Raw genomic sequence first — 19408 nt, forward strand, 5'->3', positions numbered from 1 at the left:
TTTTACCGTGGTCAACGTGACCGATGGTGCCAACGTTGACGTGCGGTAGGGAACGATCAAATTTTTCTTTAGCCACGACAATTAACTCCTTGCCTAAAGGGCTGAATCAGCCTTGTTTTTTGGTAACAGTTTCGACGATGTGCGACGGAGCTGTATTGTATTTTTTGAATTCCATAGAGTAGCTTGCGCGACCCTGGGACATGGAACGAACGTCGGTCGCATAACCGAACATCTCGCCCAACGGAACTTCGGCGCGAATTACCTTGCCGGAGACCGTGTCTTCCATACCCAAAATCATGCCGCGACGACGGTTAAGGTCGCCCATCACGTCACCCATATAGTCTTCAGGCGTAACAACCTCTACCGCCATGATCGGCTCAAGCAACTCACCACCGCCCTTCTGGGCCAGTTGCTTGGTCGCCATGGAAGCAGCCACCTTAAACGCCATCTCGTTGGAGTCGACGTCGTGGTAAGAACCATCGAACACGGTAGCCTTCAGGCCGATCAGCGGATAGCCGGCAACAACGCCGTTCTTCATCTGCTCTTCGATACCCTTCTGGATCGCCGGGATGTATTCCTTAGGAACCACACCACCCACGACTTCGTTCACGAATTGCAGACCTTCCTGACCTTCGTCAGCAGGAGCAAAACGAATCCAGCAATGGCCGAACTGGCCACGACCGCCGGATTGACGAACGAACTTGCCTTCGATTTCACAGTTCTTCGTGATGCGCTCACGATAGGAAACCTGAGGCTTACCAATGTTGGCTTCGACGTTGAACTCACGGCGCATCCGGTCAACCAGGATGTCCAGGTGCAGCTCGCCCATGCCGGAGATGATCGTTTGACCAGTCTCTTCATCGGTTTTGACGCGGAAAGATGGATCTTCCTGAGCAAGCTTGCCCAGTGCGATACCCATTTTTTCCTGGTCATCCTTGGTCTTAGGCTCTACGGCAACCGAAATAACCGGCTCCGGGAAGTCCATACGAACCAGGATGATTGGCTTGTCAGCGTTGCACAAAGTCTCACCAGTGGTGACGTCCTTCATGCCGATCAAGGCCGCGATGTCACCAGCGCGTACTTCCTTGATTTCTTCACGGGCGTTTGCGTGCATTTGCACCATACGACCCACGCGCTCTTTCTTGCCTTTAACCGAGTTGATCACGCCGTCGCCGGAGGCCAACACGCCCGAGTAAACTCGAACAAAGGTCAAGGTACCCACGAATGGGTCAGTAGCGATCTTGAACGCCAGAGCCGAGAACGGCTCGTTGTCGTCTGCATGACGCTCCAGCTCGATAGTCTCATCATCCGGGTCAGTACCCTTGATGGCAGGAATTTCGGAAGGAGCAGGCAGGTAGTCGATAACGGCGTCGAGAACCAGGGGAACACCCTTGTTCTTGAAGGAAGAACCGCAAACAGCCAGAACGATCTCACCAGCGATAGTACGCTGACGCAGAGCGGCCTTGATTTCCGCGTTAGTGAGTTCTTCACCTTCGAGGTACTTGTTCATCAGCTCTTCGCTGGCTTCTGCCGCGGCTTCAATCATGTTGCCGCGCCACTCGTTAGCCAGTTCCTGCAGTTCAGCAGGGATAGGCTCGCGACGTGGAACCATACCTTTGTCAGCATCGCTCCAGTAAACAGCTTCCATGGACATCAGATCGATCTGACCCTGGAAGTTGTCTTCGGAACCGATAGCCAACTGGATAGGCACTGGAGTGTGACCCAGACGCTGTTTGATCTGACCGATCACGCGCAGGAAGTTCGCACCAGCACGGTCCATCTTGTTTACGTAAACAAGACGTGGAACGCCGTATTTGTTGGCTTGACGCCATACGGTTTCCGACTGAGGCTCAACACCCGAGGTGCCGCAGAACACAACGACCGCGCCGTCGAGAACACGCAGGGAACGCTCAACTTCAATAGTGAAGTCAACGTGGCCCGGGGTGTCGATGACGTTGAAACGGTACTGGTCCTTGTGCTGCTTCTCGGAACCCTGCCAGAAGGCGGTAATAGCAGCAGAAGTAATGGTAATACCACGCTCCTGCTCCTGCACCATCCAGTCCGTGGTCGCGGCGCCGTCATGCACCTCGCCCATCTTGTGGCTTTTGCCAGTGTAAAAAAGGACGCGCTCGGTGGTGGTGGTTTTACCAGCATCCACGTGAGCAACGATACCAATGTTACGGTAGCGGTTAATCGGTGTAGTACGAGCCATAAAGCCCTCGCAAAATTAGTGACGCTAAAATTAGAAGCGGTAGTGCGAGAAAGCCTTGTTGGCTTCAGCCATACGGTGCACGTCTTCACGCTTCTTAACTGCAGCACCTTTACCTTCGGCGGCGTCCAACAGTTCGCCAGCCAAACGCAGAGCCATAGACTTCTCGCCGCGCTTGCGGGCGAAGTCTACCAACCAGCGCATTGCCAGAGCGTTACGACGGGACGGACGAACTTCGACCGGAACCTGGTAAGTAGCACCGCCTACACGGCGCGACTTTACTTCGACCAGCGGAGCGATGGCGTCGAGAGCTTTCTCGAAGATTTCCAGGGGATCGCTGTTCTTGCGTTCTTTAACTTTTTCCAGCGCGCCATAAACGATACGCTCGGCAACGGCTTTCTTGCCGCTTTCCATTACGTGGTTCATGAACTTGGCCAGGATCTGGCTGCCGTACTTTGGATCGTCAAGCACTTCGCGCTTGGCTGCTACGCGTCTTCTTGGCATGGATAAGCCCTCAAACGGTCTTCAGGTTCGCTCGGAATCGGTGCCCTTGCGGGACGCCTCCGACCTTACTCTTATCGACTCAGAAAAATAGAAAATCAGTTTTTACAAAAAGCCGCTACTACTTAGGCTTCTTGGTACCGTACTTCGAACGACCCTGGTTACGACCTTTAACGCCGGAAGTATCCAAAGAACCGCGTACGGTGTGGTAACGAACACCTGGCAAGTCTTTTACACGACCGCCGCGGATCAGTACCACGCTGTGCTCTTGCAGGTTGTGGCCTTCACCGCCGATGTACGAGGAAACCTCGAAACCGTTGGTCAGACGCACACGGCATACTTTACGCAGTGCCGAGTTAGGTTTTTTCGGCGTGGTGGTATACACACGGGTGCATACGCCACGACGTTGCGGGCAGTTCTGCAGCGCAGGCACGTCGGATTTCTCGACGATACGCTTACGCGGCTGACGTACCAGCTGGTTGATAGTTGCCATCTACTAGCTCCACTGTTGTCTTGCGACGCTATTGTCTTGCAAGAAAAGCAAAATGGCAGGAACGAATTCCCGCCAAATTTAGGGGTACAAGAGTCTAAAGAGGATCTTGCCCCCAGTCAAGGCAAGGCCCCGACCTCTCCCCCCATCCAACCTCGACAAATTGTCTTGATTCGATGAACGGAGCGGTCAGGGCCCTACGCTCATTTATCGCAGAACTCAGTTACCGCTAGAGTTCAGCGCTTCGGTCAGTGCAGCTTCCACTTCACTGGCGCTTACGCGCAACGGTTTGTCAGCATCACGGCGACGCTTACGCTCGCTGTGATAAGCCAGACCGGTACCAGCCGGGATCAGACGACCCACGACCACGTTTTCTTTCAGGCCGCGCAGGTAATCGCGCTTGCCGGTTACCGCCGCTTCGGTCAGTACACGAGTGGTTTCCTGGAAGGAAGCCGCCGAGATGAACGATTCGGTGGACAACGACGCCTTGGTGATACCCAGCAGCACGCGAGTGAACTTGGAAACGAATTTCTCGTCGCCAGCCAGACGCTCGTTCTCTACCAGAACGTGAGTCAATTCCATCTGGTCGCCCTTGATGAAACTGGAATCGCCGGATTCAGCGATTTCAACTTTACGCAGCATCTGACGCAGGATGGTCTCGATGTGCTTGTCGTTGATCTTCACGCCTTGCAGACGGTAAACGTCCTGGATCTCGTTCACGATGTACTTGGCCAGCGCACTCACACCCAGCAGGCGCAGGATGTCGTGTGGATCACTCGGGCCGTCGGAGATAACTTCGCCGCGGTTTACCTGTTCGCCTTCGAAGACGTTCAGGTGACGCCACTTCGGAATCAGCTCTTCGTACGGATCGCTACCGTCGTTCGGGGTAATGACCAGACGGCGCTTGCCTTTGGTCTCTTTACCGAACGCGATGGTGCCGCTGACTTCAGCCAGAATCGAGGCTTCTTTCGGACGACGGGCTTCGAACAAGTCGGCGACACGCGGCAGACCACCGGTGATGTCACGGGTCTTCGAAGTCTCTTGCGGAATACGAGCGATAACATCACCGATCGCGATTTTCGCACCGTCCGCTACACCGACCAAGGCGTTAGCAGGCAGGAAGTACTGAGCAATTACGTCGGTACCCGGCAGCAAGAGATCCTTACCGTTGTCATCAACCATCTTCACAGCAGGACGGATATCTTTACCGGCAGCTGGACGGTCTTTGGCGTCGAGTACTTCAATGTTGGTCATACCGGTCAATTCGTCAGTCTGACGCTTGATCGTGATGCCTTCTTCCATGCCCACGTAGGTCACGGTACCTTTCATTTCGGTAACGATTGGGTGAGTGTGCGGATCCCACTTGGCCACGATTGCGCCAGCGTCGACCTTGTCACCTTCTTTAACCGAAATCACAGCACCGTACGGCAGCTTGTAACGCTCGCGCTCACGACCGAAGTCATCAGCAATCGCCAGCTCACCGGAACGGGACACAGCAACCAGGCAACCATCCACTCGCTCAACGTGCTTCAGGTTATGCAGACGGACGGTACCGCCATTCTTCACCTGAACGCTGTCAGCTGCGGAGGTCCGGCTTGCCGCACCACCGATGTGGAACGTACGCATGGTCAGCTGGGTACCCGGCTCACCGATGGACTGGGCAGCGATAACGCCGACCGCTTCACCGATGTTCACCTGGTGACCACGAGCCAAGTCACGGCCGTAGCACTTGGCGCAAATGCCGTAGCGGGTTTCGCAGCTGATCGGCGAACGCACGATCACTTCGTCGATGCTGTTCAGCTCGATGAACTCGACCCACTTCTCGTCTACCAGCGTACCGGCAGGAACGATGATTTCTTCAGTACCTGGCTTGAACACGTCACGGGCAATAACACGACCCAATACGCGCTCACCCAACGGCTCAACAACGTCACCGCCTTCAATGTGCGGAGTCATTACCAGGCCATGTTCGGTGCCGCAATCGATCTCGGTTACTACCAGATCCTGCGCCACGTCTACCAGACGACGAGTCAGGTAACCGGAGTTCGCAGTTTTCAACGCGGTATCCGCCAAACCTTTACGAGCACCGTGAGTCGAGATGAAGTACTGAAGTACGCTCAAACCTTCACGGAAGTTCGCAGTAATCGGCGTTTCGATGATGGAACCGTCCGGCTTGGCCATCAGACCACGCATACCGGCGAGCTGACGGATCTGCGCAGCAGAACCCCGTGCGCCCGAGTCAGCCATCATGTACATCGAGTTGAAAGACTCTTGGTCGACTTCGACGCCATGACGGTCGATGACTTTCTCTTTCGAGAGGTTGGCCATCATCGCCTTGGAAACTTCGTCGTTCGCCTTGGACCAAAGGTCGATCACTTTGTTGTACTTCTCGCCCTGGGTTACCAGGCCGGAGGCGTACTGACTTTCGATTTCTTTCACTTCGTCGGTAGCAGCACCGATGATGCGGGCTTTTTCATCCGGGATAACGAAGTCGTTAACGCCGATGGAAACGCCGGAAATGGTCGAATAGGCAAAACCGGTGTACATCAACTGGTCAGCGAAGATCACGGTCTCTTTCAAACCAACCACGCGGTAGCACTGGTTGATCAGCTTGGAGATCGCCTTTTTCTTCATCGGCTGGTTGACGACGTCGTACGACAGGCCAGGTGGAACAACCTGGAACAACAGTGCACGGCCGACAGTAGTGTCGACGATACGGGTGTTCTTGACACTGCCACCATCACGATCGTTAACGGTTTCGTTGATCCGCACTTTGACTTTAGCGTGCAGTGCGGCTTCGCCGGCACGGAACACACGGTCAACTTCTTGCAGATCCGCGAACACACGACCTTCGCCCTTGGCGTTGATCGCTTCACGAGTCATGTAGTACAGGCCCAATACAACGTCCTGCGAAGGAACGATGATTGGCTCACCGTTAGCTGGCGACAGAATGTTGTTGGTCGACATCATCAACGCACGCGCTTCCAACTGGGCTTCCAGTGTCAGCGGTACGTGCACGGCCATTTGGTCGCCGTCGAAGTCGGCGTTGTACGCAGCACAGACCAGAGGGTGCAGCTGGATAGCCTTACCTTCGATCAGTACCGGTTCAAACGCCTGGATACCCAGACGGTGAAGGGTCGGTGCACGGTTGAGGAGAACCGGGTGTTCGCGGATGACTTCAGCGAGAACGTCCCAAACTTCCGGCAGCTCGCGCTCGACCATCTTCTTGGCAGCTTTGATGGTGGTCGCAAGACCACGCATTTCCAGCTTGCCGAAAATGAACGGTTTGAACAGCTCGAGAGCCATTTTCTTCGGCAGACCGCACTGGTGCAGACGCAGGGTCGGGCCTACGGTAATTACCGAACGACCAGAGTAGTCAACACGCTTACCGAGCAAGTTCTGACGGAAACGCCCTTGCTTACCCTTGATCATGTCAGCCAGGGATTTCAGAGGACGCTTGTTGGAACCTGTGATAGCGCGGCCACGACGACCGTTGTCGAGCAGTGCGTCGACGGCTTCCTGCAACATACGCTTTTCGTTGCGCACGATGATGTCCGGAGCGGACAGATCGAGCAGGCGCTTCAAGCGGTTGTTACGGTTGATCACTCGACGATACAGATCGTTGAGGTCGGAAGTCGCGAAACGACCACCATCCAACGGGACCAGTGGACGCAGATCTGGCGGCAGAACCGGCAGAACGGTCAGCACCATCCATTCTGGAAGGTTCCCGGAACCCTGGAAGGCTTCCATCAACTTCAGACGCTTGGACAGCTTCTTGATTTTGGTTTCGGAGTTGGTTTGCGGAATTTCTTCACGCAGACGGCCAATCTCGTGTTCCAGGTCGATAGCGTGCAGCAGTTCACGAACAGCTTCGGCACCCATGCGGGCATCGAAATCGTCGCCGAACTCTTCCAGCGCTTCGAAGTACTGCTCGTCATTGAGCAGCTGACCTTTTTCAAGGGTGGTCATGCCTGGGTCGATAACGACATAGCTCTCGAAGTAGAGAACGCGTTCGATATCACGCAGGGTCATATCCATCAGCAAGCCGATACGCGACGGCAGCGATTTCAGGAACCAGATGTGGGCAACTGGCGAGGCCAGTTCGATGTGCGCCATGCGCTCACGACGAACTTTAGCCAGCGCGACTTCAACGCCGCACTTCTCGCAGATCACACCACGATGCTTCAAGCGCTTGTACTTACCGCACAGGCACTCGTAATCCTTTACCGGGCCAAAGATCTTGGCGCAGAACAGGCCATCACGTTCAGGTTTGAACGTACGGTAGTTGATGGTTTCCGGCTTTTTAACTTCACCGAACGACCACGAACGGATCATCTCAGGCGATGCCAATCCAATACGGATGGCGTCGAACTCTTCGACTTGACCCTGGTTTTTCAGCAAATTCAGTAGGTCTTTCAAGGCCTTTCCTCCTGGCGGAGCAGAGAGCGGGCAATCCTGCCCCGCTCTCGATTCGCGTCACGTGTTATTCGGTTTCCAGATCGATATCGATGCCGAGGGAACGAATTTCCTTGATCAACACGTTGAAGGACTCGGGCATGCCCGGCTCCATACGGTGATCGCCATCCACGATGTTTTTGTACATCTTGGTACGGCCGTTCACATCGTCCGACTTCACTGTGAGCATTTCTTGCAGAGTGTAAGCGGCACCGTATGCTTCCAGTGCCCAGACCTCCATCTCCCCGAAACGCTGACCACCGAACTGTGCCTTACCACCCAGCGGCTGCTGGGTAACCAGGCTGTACGAACCGGTAGAACGAGCGTGCATCTTGTCGTCTACCAAGTGGTTCAGCTTCAGCATGTACATGTAGCCAACGGTAACCGGGCGCTCGAACTTGTTGCCGGTACGGCCGTCGGTCAGCTGCATCTGGCCGCTTTCTGGCAGGTCTGCCAGTTTCAGCATGGCCTTGATTTCGCTTTCCTTGGCGCCGTCGAACACTGGAGTGGCCATTGGAACGCCGCCACGCAGGTTTTTCGCCAGATCCAGAATTTCCTGGTCGGAGAAGCTATCCAGATCTTCGTTACGACCGCCGATCTGGTTGTAGATCTCGTCCAGGAAAGTACGAAGCTCAGCAACTTTGCGCTGTTCTTCGATCATCCGGTTGATCTTCTCGCCCAGACCTTTGGCCGCGAGGCCCAGGTGGGTTTCAAGGATCTGACCAACGTTCATACGCGAAGGTACGCCCAACGGGTTGAGGACCACATCGACCGGGGTGCCATTGGCATCGTGCGGCATGTCTTCAACCGGCATGATCACGGAGACCACACCCTTGTTACCGTGACGACCGGCCATCTTGTCGCCCGGCTGGATGCGGCGACGGATTGCCAGGTAAACCTTGACGATTTTCAGCACGCCTGGAGCCAGGTCATCGCCCTGCTGCAGTTTGCGCTTCTTGTCTTCGAACTTGTCGTCCAGCAGACGGCGACGATCAACGATGTAGGCCTGAGCCTTCTCGAGCTGCTCGTTCAGAGCATCTTCAGCCATGCGCAGTTTGAACCACTGACCATGCTCAAGACCGTCGAGAACTTCGTCGGTGATGTCCTGACCTTTCTTCAGACCGGCGCCGCCTTCGGCTTTGTGGCCGACCAGAGCGGAACGCAGACGTTCGAAAGTTGCGCCTTCAACGATACGGAACTCTTCGTTCAGGTCCTTGCGGATCTCGTCGAGTTGAGTCTTCTCGATCGACAGTGCACGAGCATCACGCTCAACGCCGTCACGGGTGAAGACCTGTACGTCGATGACGGTACCCTTGGTGCCGGTAGGCACGCGCAGGGAGGTGTCTTTAACGTCGCTGGCTTTTTCACCGAAGATCGCACGCAACAGCTTCTCTTCCGGAGTCAGTTGGGTCTCGCCTTTCGGAGTGACCTTACCGACCAGAATGTCGCCTGCGCCAACTTCAGCACCTACGTAAACGATACCGGCTTCGTCCAGCTTGTTCAGTGCAGCTTCACCCACGTTCGGGATGTCTGCAGTGATTTCCTCTGGCCCAAGCTTGGTGTCACGTGCCACACAGGTCAGTTCCTGAATGTGGATCGTGGTGAAGCGATCTTCCTGAACCACACGCTCGGACAGGCAGATGGAGTCTTCGAAGTTGAAGCCGTTCCATGCCATGAACGCGATGCGCATGTTCTGACCCAGCGCCAGTTCACCCATGTCGGTGGACGGACCGTCAGCCATGATGTCGCTGCGCTGAACCCGATCACCTTTACGCACCAGCGGACGCTGGTTGATGCAGGTGTTCTGGTTGGAGCGGGTGTACTTGGTCAGGTTGTAGATGTCGACACCAGCTTCGCCGGTTTCAACTTCGTCATCAGCAACACGAACCACAATACGGCTGGCGTCGACGGAATCGATAACGCCACCACGACGAGCCACGACGCAAACGCCGGAGTCACGAGCTACGTTACGCTCCATGCCGGTACCGACCAGCGGCTTGTCAGCGCGCAGGGTTGGCACGGCTTGACGCTGCATGTTCGAACCCATCAACGCACGGTTGGCGTCGTCGTGCTCGAGGAACGGGATCAGCGACGCAGCAACCGAAACTACCTGCTTCGGCGATACGTCCATCAAGGTGACGTCTTCCGGCGCCTTGACGGTGAACTCGTTCAAGTGACGAACAGCTACCAGCTCGTCGATCAGGACTTTCTTGTCGTTCATCGTGGCCGAAGCCTGAGCGATCACGTGATCAGCTTCTTCGATGGCGGACAGGAACACGATCTCGTCGGTGACCAGAGCGTCTTTCACCACACGGTACGGGCTTTCGAGGAAGCCGTACTGGTTGGTGCGCGCATAAGCAGCCAGGGAGTTGATCAGACCGATGTTCGGACCTTCCGGCGTTTCAATCGGGCATACACGACCATAGTGAGTCGGGTGTACGTCACGAACTTCAAAGCCAGCACGTTCACGAGTCAAACCGCCAGGGCCGAGTGCAGAAACACGACGCTTGTGGGTGATCTCGGACAGCGGGTTGTTCTGGTCCATGAACTGGGACAGCTGGCTGGAACCGAAGAACTCTTTCACCGCCGCAGCCACTGGCTTGGCGTTGATCAGGTCTTGCGGCATCAGGCCTTCGCTTTCAGCCATCGACAGACGCTCTTTGACCGCACGCTCAACACGTACCAGGCCAACGCGGAACTGGTTCTCGGCCATTTCGCCTACGCAGCGAACACGACGGTTACCCAGGTGGTCGATGTCATCGACGATGCCTTTACCGTTACGGATGTCGACCAGAGTCTTCAGTACCGCGACGATGTCTTCTTTGCACAACACGCCCGAACCTTCGATCTCGGTGCGACCGATACGACGGTTGAACTTCATCCGGCCGACCGCAGACAGGTCATAGCGCTCAGGGCTGAAGAACAGGTTGTTGAACAGGGTCTCGGCAGCGTCCTTGGTTGGCGGCTCGCCTGGACGCATCATGCGATAGATCTCGACCAGCGCTTCCAATTGGTTGCTGGTGGAGTCGATCTTCAGTGTGTCGGAGACGAACGGACCGCAGTCGATATCGTTGGTGTACAGAGTTTCGATGCGAACAACCTGGGCCTTGGCAATTTTGGCCAGGATCTCGGTGTTCAGCTCGGTGTTGCACTCTGCCAGGATTTCGCCGGTTGCCGGATGCACGATGGCCTTGGCGGTAGTGCGACCCAGGACGTAGTCCAGAGGCACTTCCAGAGTCTTGAGACCGGCTTTTTCGATCTGGTTGATGTGGCGCGCAGTAATACGGCGACCAGCCTCAACAATGACCTTGCCCTTCTCGTCCTGAATATCAAGAACAGCGATTTCACCACGCAGACGCGAAGCAATCAGTTCCAGACTGAGGGTTTCGCCGCTCAGGTGAAAAACGTTGGTGGTGTAGAACGCGTCGAGCACTTCTTCAGTGGTATAGCCGAGCGCGCGCAGCAATACCGATGCAGGCAGCTTGCGACGACGGTCGATACGCACGAACACGCAGTCTTTCGGATCGAACTCGAAGTCCAACCACGAACCGCGGTAAGGAATGATGCGCGCGGAGTACAGCAGTTTGCCGGAGCTGTGCGTCTTGCCACGGTCGTGGTCGAAGAACACGCCCGGGGAACGGTGCAGCTGGGAAACGATTACACGCTCGGTACCGTTGATTACGAAGGTACCGTTCTCAGTCATCAGGGGGATTTCACCCATGTAGACTTCTTGCTCTTTAATGTCCTTGATCGCTTTGTTCGACGATTCTTTGTCGAAAATGATCAGGCGCACTTTTACCCGCAAAGGTACGGCGTAAGTTACACCGCGCAATACGCATTCTTTGACATCAAATGCCGGTTCGCCCAGGCGATAACCGACGTACTCCAGCGCAGCATTGCCGGAGTAGCTGATGATCGGGAAAACGGATTTGAAGGCCGCATGCAGGCCCACGTCGCGGAACTGATCTTTAGTCGCTCCCGCTTGCAAGAATTCACGATACGAATCCAGCTGGATGGCCAGGAGGTACGGCACATCCATGACGTCCGGCAACTTGCTAAAGTCCTTGCGGATACGTTTTTTCTCAGTATATGAGTAAGCCATCAGCGTTCCCCAGCTTGGTCACCTGCTTGTTTGGCCCCTCCCGACGGGAGCAGCCAGAAAATCGTGCAAACCCCATGGTTTGCGCCACCACATCGGGTGGTTACAGCTCGTTATCAGCACCGACCCAGTCGGCTGCCAATAACGGAAAAAGGCCGGTGGCAAGAGCCACCAGCCATCAGCCTTTCGCTTTACGCTCGGGCTGGAGGAGCAAAGTCGATGCTTACTTCAGCTCGACTTTAGCGCCTGCTTCTTCCAGAGTAGCTTTGGCTTTGTCGCCTGCGTCTTTCGACACAGCTTCCAGAACCATGGCAGGAGCGCCGTCAACTACAGCCTTGGCTTCTTTCAGGCCCAGACCGGTCAGTTCACGTACTGCCTTGATCACGTTAACTTTCTTCTCGCCAGCTTCCAGCAGCATGACGTTGAATTCGGTTTGCTCTTCAACAACGGCAGCAGCAGCAGCTGGACCAGCCGATGCAGCAGCAGCGGAAACGCCGAATTTTTCTTCGAAAGCTTTGATCAGCTCAACAACCTGCAGAACCGACATTTCAGCTACGGCGTTGAGGATATCTTCTTGGGAGATAGACATTACTGTATTTCCTGAATTGGGGGACGGCCTACGCGGCCATCGAAATAAACAAAAATACGCGAGAGGAGGTGCTCAGCCTTAGGCTGCGGCAGCTTCTTTTTGCTCGCGAACTGCAGCCAGAATACGAGCCAGCTTGCTGGTAGCGCCTTGAATCACGCTCATCAGCTGCGAAATAGCTTCGTCACGGGTCGGCAGTGTTGCCAGTACGTCGATTTGGTTAGCTGCGAGGAACTTGCCCTCGAACGCAGCTGCCTTGATCTCGAACTTATCCTGACTCTTGGCGAATTCCTTGAACAAACGGGCAGCAGCGCCTGGATGATCCTTGGAGAACGCGATCAGAGTCGGGCCGGTGAACACGTCGTTGAGGACACTGTATTCAGTGTCAGCAACTGCGCGCTTGAGCAGGGTGTTACGTACAACACGTACGTAAACGCCAGCTTCACGAGCCTCTTTACGGAGTCCGGTCATCGCGCCTACTGTTACGCCACGGGCATCAGCCACGACAGCGGACAGAGCGACTTTGGCAGCCTCGTTGACTTCAGCGACGATGGCCTTCTTGTCTTCGAGATTAATTGCCACGGGTTTAACTCCTGCTTGTTACCGTTTCATCTGGCCGAAGCCGGATGTCGTTTTGGTGTCTGATTCGGTAAGGAACCGGGAGCACCATCTGCGTAGGCTTGAGGTTTAAGACTTGCGCCGCCTACGGTCTTGGATAGCCCCCGCCAGGCAGGGACCCCAATCTTTCAATTAGCGCGATCACTCGCGCCAACCTGTGTCTTACGCGTCGAGCGAGCTTTGGTCGATGACCAGACCTGGGCCCATAGTGGTGCTCAGGGTAACGCGCTTGACGTAAATGCCTTTCGAGGAAGCTGGCTTGATACGCTTCAGATCAGCGATCAGGGCTTCAACGTTTTCCTTCAGCTTGACGGCGTCGAAGCCGATCTTGCCAACGGAGGTGTGGATGATGCCGTTTTTGTCGGTGCGATAACGAACCTGACCAGCCTTGGCGTTTTTAACCGCGGTAGCTACGTCTGGAGTTACGGTGCCAACTTTAGGGTTAGGCATCAGGCCGCGTGGACCGAGGATTTGACCCAACTGACCAACAACGCGCATTGCATCCGGGGATGCGATAACTACGTCGTAGTTCAGGTCGCCACCTTTCATTTCGGCAGCCAGGTCGTCCATACCTACACGGTCAGCGCCGGCAGCCAGAGCGGCCTCAGCAGCTGGGCCTTGGGTGAACACAGCCACGCGAACGGTCTTGCCAGTGCCGTGTGGCAGCACAGTAGCGCTACGAACAACCTGGTCAGATTTACGCGGGTCAACACCCAGGTTAACAGCAACGTCGAACGACTCGCTGAACTTGACAGTCGACAGCTCAGCCAGCAGAGCAGCAGCATCTACAAAGTTGTAGGCCTTGCCTGCCTCGATTTTGCCGGCGATAGCCTTTTGACGCTTGGTCAGCTTAGCCATTACACACCCTCCACGTTAAGGCCCATGCTACGAGCAGAACCGGCGATAGTACGCACGGCTGCATCCATATCAGCTGCAGTCAGATCCGCGTTTTTGGTTTTCGCGATTTCTTCCAGCTGAGCACGGGTCACGGTGCCAACCTTAACGGTGTTCGGACGAGCGGAACCGCTAGTCAGACCAGCAGCCTTCTTCAGCAGAACCGAAGCAGGGGTGGACTTGGTTTCAAAAGTGAAGCTACGGTCGCTGTAGACAGTGATGATCACTGGAGTCGGCAGACCTGGCTCAAGACCCTGAGTACGGGCGTTGAAAGCCTTGCAGAATTCCATGATGTTCACGCCGTGCTGACCCAGAGCAGGACCAACAGGTGGGCTTGGGTTAGCCTGAGCGGCCTTCACTTGCAGCTTGATGTAAGCGGTAATTTTCTTGGCCATGAGGCACTCCAATTACGGGTTCAAACGCCTCGAAAGGCTCCCCGGTTACTTGCGCGTTTATCCCAGTGACGACAAAACCCCACAGCCTAGGCTGCGGGGTTGGGATGCTTGCTCAGCTAGACTTTTTCGACCTGGCTGAACTCTAGCTCTACCGGGGTAGAGCGACCGAAAATGAGCACTGCCACTTGGATCCGGCTCTTTTCGTAGTTAACTTCTTCAACCGTGCCAGTGAAATCGGCGAACGGCCCGTCGTTGACACGTACCGACTCGCCCGGCTCGAACAACGTCTTCGGCTTCGGCTTGTCGCTACCATCAGCAACGCGACGCAGAATTGCTTCTGCCTCTTTGTCTGTAATTGGTGCCGGCTTGTCGGCGGTACCGCCGATAAAACCCATCACCCGAGGAGTATCCTTGACCAAGTGCCAAGTACCCTCGTTCATATCCATCTGCACCAGCACATAACCAGGGAAGAACTTGCGTTCGCTTTTGCGCTTCTGGCCATTACGCATTTCAACCACTTCTTCAGTGGGAACCAGAATTTCGCCAAAGCCATCTTCCATGCCAGCCAGCTTTACGCGCTCTACCAACGAGCGCATGACATGCTTCTCGTAACCGGAGTAAGCATGCACAACGTACCAACGCTTAGCCACGGGACACCCTTAGCCGACAATCAAGGAAACAAGCCAGCCGAGGAGGGAATCAAGCCCCCACAACAGCAACGCCATAACCAGAACAACAGCCACAACAATCAACGTGGTCTGCGTGGTTTCTTGGCGAGTTGGCCATACGACTTTACGAATCTCGGTGCGAGCTTCCTTAACCAGTACAAAGAAAGACTTGCCCTTGACTGTCTGCAGGCCTACAAAGGCAGCTACAGCAGCAATGACGAGCAATGCAAGTACGCGGTACAGGATCGGCGAAGCAGAGTAATACTGATTGCCAACAACGCCAACAACCACCAAAGCGACTACTACTAGCCACTTGAGCAGATCGAAGCGAGAGCCTTGAGCTTCAGCTTTAGGAGTCATCTATGAAGATCCTGTGAAAAGAAAGCCAGACACACCAAGTGAATCTGGCAGGTCAGGAGGGAATCGAACCCCCAACCTACGGTTTTGGAGACCGTCGCTCTGCCAATTGAGCTACTGACCTAAAACAAAATCAGGCCGACCATTATGCCGGCCCGAAAAAGACATTACAACAAATTACTCGATGATTTTGGCTACGACGCCAGCGCCGACGGTACGACCGCCTTCACGGATAGCGAAACGCAGACCATCTTCCATCGCGATGGTTTTGATCAGGGTAACAGTCATCTGAATGTTGTCACCTGGCATTACCATTTCAACGCCTTCTGGCAGCTCGCAGTTACCAGTCACGTCAGTAGTACGGAAGTAGAACTGTGGACGGTAGCCTTTGAAGAACGGAGTATGACGGCCGCCTTCTTCCTTGCTCAGAACGTAAACTTCTGCGGTGAACTTGGTGTGCGGCTTAACCGAACCCGGCTTAACCAGAACCTGGCCACGCTCAACGTCGTCACGCTTGGTGCCGCGCAGCAGCACGCCGCAGTTCTCGCCAGCACGACCTTCGTCGAGCAGCTTACGGAACATTTCAACACCGGTGCAGGTGGTGACAGTAGTGTCACGCAGACCAACGATTTCCAGTGGATCCTGAACGCGAACGATACCGCGCTCGATACGACCAGTCACAACAGTACCGCGACCCGAGATCGAGAATACGTCTTCGATTGGCATCAGGAACGGCTTGTCGGTCAGACGAACTGGTTCTGGGATGTAGCTGTCCAGAGTTTCAACCAGTTTACGAACGGCAGTGGTGCCCATTTCGTTGTCGTCTTTGCCTTCCAGAGCCATACGAGCAGAACCGATGATGATCGGAGTGTCGTCGCCTGGGAAGTCGTAAGTGCTCAGCAGATCGCGCACTTCCATCTCAACCAGTTCCAGCAGCTCAGCGTCGTCTACCAGGTCAGCCTTGTTCAGGAAAACCACGATGTACGGAACGCCTACCTGACGGGACAGCAGGATGTGCTCACGGGTTTGCGGCATCGGACCATCAGCGGCCGAGCAAACCAGGATCGCGCCGTCCATCTGGGCAGCACCGGTGATCATGTTCTTCACATAGTCAGCGTGACCTGGGCAGTCAACGTGAGCGTAGTGACGAATCTTCGAGTTGTACTCGACGTGTGCGGTGTTGATGGTGATACCACGAGCTTTTTCTTCTGGCGCGCTGTCGATTTTATCGAAATCAACGATAGCCGAACCGAAAACCTCGGAGCAAACACGAGTCAGAGCTGCAGTCAGAGTGGTTTTACCGTGGTCAACGTGACCAATAGTACCAACGTTGACGTGCGGCAGCGAACGATCGAACTTTTCCTTAGCCATCGAAACAACCCCCAGCAGAAGAATTGAGCAACTGATATCAGCCATTAAAACAAAGGCAGATATTTTCATATCTGCCTTGTTATATGGAGCTCTTGAGCGGATTTGAACCGCTGACCTCACCCTTACCAAGGGTGTGCTCTACCAACTGAGCTACAAGAGCAAAACACTTTGCAGGACCTGCAAACTTGGAGCGGGTAGCGGGAATCGAACCCGCATCATCAGCTTGGAAGGCTGAGGTTCTACCACTAAACTATACCCGCGGAGCTTGCAGCTCTCGCTAAAAATGGTGGAGGGGGAAGGATTCGAACCTTCGAAGTCGTAGACGTCAGATTTACAGTCTGATCCCTTTGGCCGCTCGGGAACCCCTCCTAAGCGAGCCGGCATTCTACATCATGCCAGCCTTCTGTCAAGCATTTTTCTCATTAAAAACCTGAGCTTAGCTGCATTGACACCACTTCGGCACCGTTGACCTTAAATGGTCTTCACTGCGAAGCGGGCGCCATTCTATGCAAACTATTCAGCCGGTGCAACCCCTTCGCACGGCATTATTTTATGTTTTAACTCATTGAATTCTTTAGAAAGGTTTATCAGCTGTAAATCATCCAGCAAACGCTGGCTTTCGGGCGCTATACGCACCCAGTAACCAGAAGACTCGGCGGAATCTTTCGGCAGAGACTGAAACCTGACACCAATCTCGCCGAGTCGACGCCCGGCCGCCAGGACGGTCTCCTGACGAACAAAGCCCCCCAAATAGAGGCAGCCATTGACCGCCACTGCGGATTTTTCTTTGTCGCGAGACGCATCAGTTGCCTCACTCAACAAGCGGATATCCTGCTGCGCCCCCCGGTACAAGCTCAAAGGCGTTACATCTTTCGCCCGCAGCGGGGCCTCTTGTTGATGCCAAATGTAATAGAAGACATTGAGAACAAGCAGCAACAAAAACAACCAACGCATAAAAACCTCAGGACAATGGGCACGCCATCGCTAAACCCACAAAAATCAAATCTGGAACCAGCCTGGCCTCGGGCACGATTCCGGAGACTAGAGCCGCATCCCCCCCAGTGAGAAACACAGCAAAGTCATCCCCCCAATAACTGCGTGCCAGCTCCAACTGAGTCAGAACAAAGCCCCTCAGCATGAGAGAGCATCCTCGCTCGACCGCTTCGACAGTTGTACGTCCAGGAACAAGACTCTCGAGCGCTCGCTCGGCAGCCAGGTCACCGTATCGGATTCTGCGGGTATGGGTTCGCAGCTGGTTGCGCATCAAGGGCATCCCAGGGCAAATAAAGCCGCCGAGGTGCTCTCCGTCCCGAGCGACGAAGTCAGCAGTCACGGCCGTACCAAAATCAAGCACCAGGCACGCACCAGACGCCAGATGAAACCCTCCAAGCATGGCAAGCCAGCGATCGAGCCCCAGCCGCTCAAACTCGTCGTATCCGTTGCGCACTCCAGCCATTTCGCGAGCAGGTGTCGCACACACCACGGCCACGTCGAAAGCTTGCGTCAATATAGAAGTCAAAGCGGCAGTTTCTTCGGCCGTTCTAACGCTGACCAACCGACAATGCCTGAGGGCGAGCCCTTCAAGCTTACTTAAACCCTCCAGCAAAGCGTCATCCGAATCGACCACGCCCTCACTGAACACCCGCCCAGCATCTGCACGCAGCACGCGCCACTTGATAAAACTATTTCCGCAATCGAGCTCAAGAATCATCGCGCAACCTCAGACTGAGCTCACCGCCACTAAAGACCTTTTCAACGCCATTCACTTTCAAGCGCAAAGCCCCCTGACTGTCGATACCCATTACCTCACCATCTATCTGGTTTACGCCGGCAATCAATGACACAGCCCGCCCCTGCCATAGGTGGTTTTGCTCCCACTCTGACTGGATAGAGGAAAATCCGCCGAGCTGATGTCGGGCCAGGTATGTCTGGAGCGCCTCACCCAATTCCGAAACCAGGTGATTACGATCAAACACCTTGCCTGACTCCAAACGCATTGACGTCCACAACTGATCAACCTCATCCGCGAGCTGCATGTTGACGTTAATTCCAACACCCAACACCACGTGACACACATCTGCGGGATCACCAACCAATTCGAGCAATATCCCAGCGATCTTTTTCTGCCCCACCAAAACATCGTTGGGCCATTTTAACCCCACCCCCGGAACACCTAGCGCTCGCAAGGCCTGCATGACCGCAAGACCGACAACAAGGCTTAACCCCTCCAGTTGTCGCATTCCGCCTTCAATACGCAATACCAGACTGTAATAGATGTTTTCTGCAAAAGGACTGACCCATTTGCGGCCCCGACGCCCTCGGCCAGCCGTCTGGCGCTCGGCAAGCACCAGAAATGGCGCAGCCTGGCCACGCTCGATAGCGCGCAAAGCCTCAGCGTTGGTTGAGTCTATTGAATCGAAGACCAAAATTGGCCAATCACACGTAGGTGCTTTGTCTTTTATGGCGACGGGATCAAGCAATGACAGCGGCGCCGCCAGTTGATATCCGCGACCGCGCACCTTGTGGATTGACAAGCCGAGCTCAGCTTCTAAATGCTGGAGCTGCTTCCACACGGCACTACGACTGATACCCAGGGCAACACCCAGAGCCTGGCCCGAATGGAACCGGCCATCTTTAAGAAGCTTTAACAACGTCAGCATGCAAGTCTCGCCTCACAATGAGGCCCGCATGATAGCCATGCCCCGAGCCGTTGCATAGAAACCCTACAATGCGGATTTTCTGCGGGCAAAACAAAACCCCTACCT

15 protein-coding genes, 4 tRNA genes and 1 pseudogene are annotated in these 19408 nt (G+C 55.0%); all 20 read right to left on the reverse strand.

Going from position 1 to position 19408, the window contains the following annotated elements:
- Window positions 1–76 (reverse strand): annotated as a pseudogene (locus tag PMI22_RS32275) (GTP-binding protein); the annotation flags it as partial.
- Between the two features lie 30 nt (window positions 77–106).
- Window positions 107–2212 carry an elongation factor G gene (gene fusA, locus PMI22_RS13900; protein WP_007946137.1) on the reverse strand — a complete coding sequence of 702 codons (2106 nt, stop codon included), beginning with the start codon at window positions 2210–2212 and terminating at the stop codon, window positions 107–109.
- A gap of 30 nt (window positions 2213–2242) precedes the next feature.
- Window positions 2243–2713, reverse strand: a complete 471-nt coding sequence (gene rpsG, locus PMI22_RS13895) for a 30S ribosomal protein S7 (protein ID WP_002555493.1) — start codon at window positions 2711–2713, stop codon at window positions 2243–2245.
- 118 nt (window positions 2714–2831) lie between these two features.
- On the reverse strand, window positions 2832–3203 hold the full coding sequence (gene rpsL / locus PMI22_RS13890) for a 30S ribosomal protein S12 (protein ID WP_002555494.1): 372 nt from the start codon (window positions 3201–3203) through the stop codon (window positions 2832–2834).
- Window positions 3204–3419: 216 nt separating this feature from the next.
- On the reverse strand, window positions 3420–7619 hold the full coding sequence (gene rpoC, locus PMI22_RS13885; protein WP_007896632.1) for a DNA-directed RNA polymerase subunit beta': 4200 nt from the start codon (window positions 7617–7619) through the stop codon (window positions 3420–3422).
- Between the two features lie 64 nt (window positions 7620–7683).
- Complete coding sequence (gene rpoB, locus PMI22_RS13880) at window positions 7684–11757, reverse strand: DNA-directed RNA polymerase subunit beta (RefSeq protein WP_007946139.1); 4074 nt, start codon at window positions 11755–11757, stop codon at window positions 7684–7686.
- Window positions 11758–11977: 220 nt separating this feature from the next.
- Complete coding sequence (gene rplL / locus PMI22_RS13875; RefSeq protein ID WP_007946140.1) at window positions 11978–12343, reverse strand: 50S ribosomal protein L7/L12; 366 nt, start codon at window positions 12341–12343, stop codon at window positions 11978–11980.
- A gap of 78 nt (window positions 12344–12421) precedes the next feature.
- Entirely contained in the window at window positions 12422–12922 is a 501-nt protein-coding gene (rplJ, locus tag PMI22_RS13870; protein ID WP_007946141.1) for a 50S ribosomal protein L10, read from the reverse strand.
- A 198-nt stretch (window positions 12923–13120) separates the two neighbouring features.
- On the reverse strand, window positions 13121–13816 hold the full coding sequence (gene rplA, locus PMI22_RS13865; RefSeq protein ID WP_003186095.1) for a 50S ribosomal protein L1: 696 nt from the start codon (window positions 13814–13816) through the stop codon (window positions 13121–13123).
- Window positions 13816–14247, reverse strand: coding sequence for a 50S ribosomal protein L11 (gene rplK, locus PMI22_RS13860; protein WP_003176435.1), 432 nt, complete (start codon window positions 14245–14247; stop codon window positions 13816–13818). Before rplK ends, rplA begins: the two co-directional genes overlap by 1 nt.
- A 116-nt stretch (window positions 14248–14363) precedes the next feature.
- Window positions 14364–14897, reverse strand: a complete 534-nt coding sequence (gene nusG, locus PMI22_RS13855) for a transcription termination/antitermination protein NusG (protein ID WP_007896622.1) — start codon at window positions 14895–14897, stop codon at window positions 14364–14366.
- 9 nt (window positions 14898–14906) lie between these two features.
- Entirely contained in the window at window positions 14907–15275 is a 369-nt protein-coding gene (gene secE / locus PMI22_RS13850; RefSeq protein ID WP_007896620.1) for a preprotein translocase subunit SecE, read from the reverse strand.
- Between the two features lie 45 nt (window positions 15276–15320).
- Window positions 15321–15396: transfer RNA gene (locus tag PMI22_RS13845), tRNA-Trp, on the reverse strand.
- Window positions 15397–15449: 53 nt separating this feature from the next.
- A complete protein-coding gene (tuf, locus tag PMI22_RS13840; RefSeq protein ID WP_027924378.1) occupies window positions 15450–16643 on the reverse strand; it encodes an elongation factor Tu in 1194 nt (397 codons plus the stop codon).
- An 84-nt stretch (window positions 16644–16727) separates the two neighbouring features.
- Window positions 16728–16803: transfer RNA gene (locus PMI22_RS13835), tRNA-Thr, on the reverse strand.
- Between the two features lie 26 nt (window positions 16804–16829).
- A tRNA-Gly gene (locus tag PMI22_RS13830) sits at window positions 16830–16903 on the reverse strand.
- A 24-nt stretch (window positions 16904–16927) separates the two neighbouring features.
- Window positions 16928–17012: transfer RNA gene (locus tag PMI22_RS13825), tRNA-Tyr, on the reverse strand.
- Between the two features lie 144 nt (window positions 17013–17156).
- On the reverse strand, window positions 17157–17597 hold the full coding sequence (locus tag PMI22_RS13820) for a hypothetical protein (protein ID WP_007946143.1): 441 nt from the start codon (window positions 17595–17597) through the stop codon (window positions 17157–17159).
- A gap of 7 nt (window positions 17598–17604) precedes the next feature.
- A complete protein-coding gene (locus tag PMI22_RS13815; RefSeq protein WP_007946144.1) occupies window positions 17605–18354 on the reverse strand; it encodes a pantothenate kinase in 750 nt (249 codons plus the stop codon).
- Window positions 18344–19303, reverse strand: coding sequence for a bifunctional biotin--[acetyl-CoA-carboxylase] ligase/biotin operon repressor BirA (gene birA / locus PMI22_RS13810; protein ID WP_007946145.1), 960 nt, complete (start codon window positions 19301–19303; stop codon window positions 18344–18346). The genes PMI22_RS13815 and birA overlap by 11 nt, the downstream gene beginning before the upstream one ends.
- Window positions 19304–19408 lie beyond the last annotated feature (105 nt).

The organism is Pseudomonas sp. GM21, assembly GCF_000282215.1.
Classification (GTDB): Bacteria; Pseudomonadota; Gammaproteobacteria; order Pseudomonadales; family Pseudomonadaceae; genus Aquipseudomonas.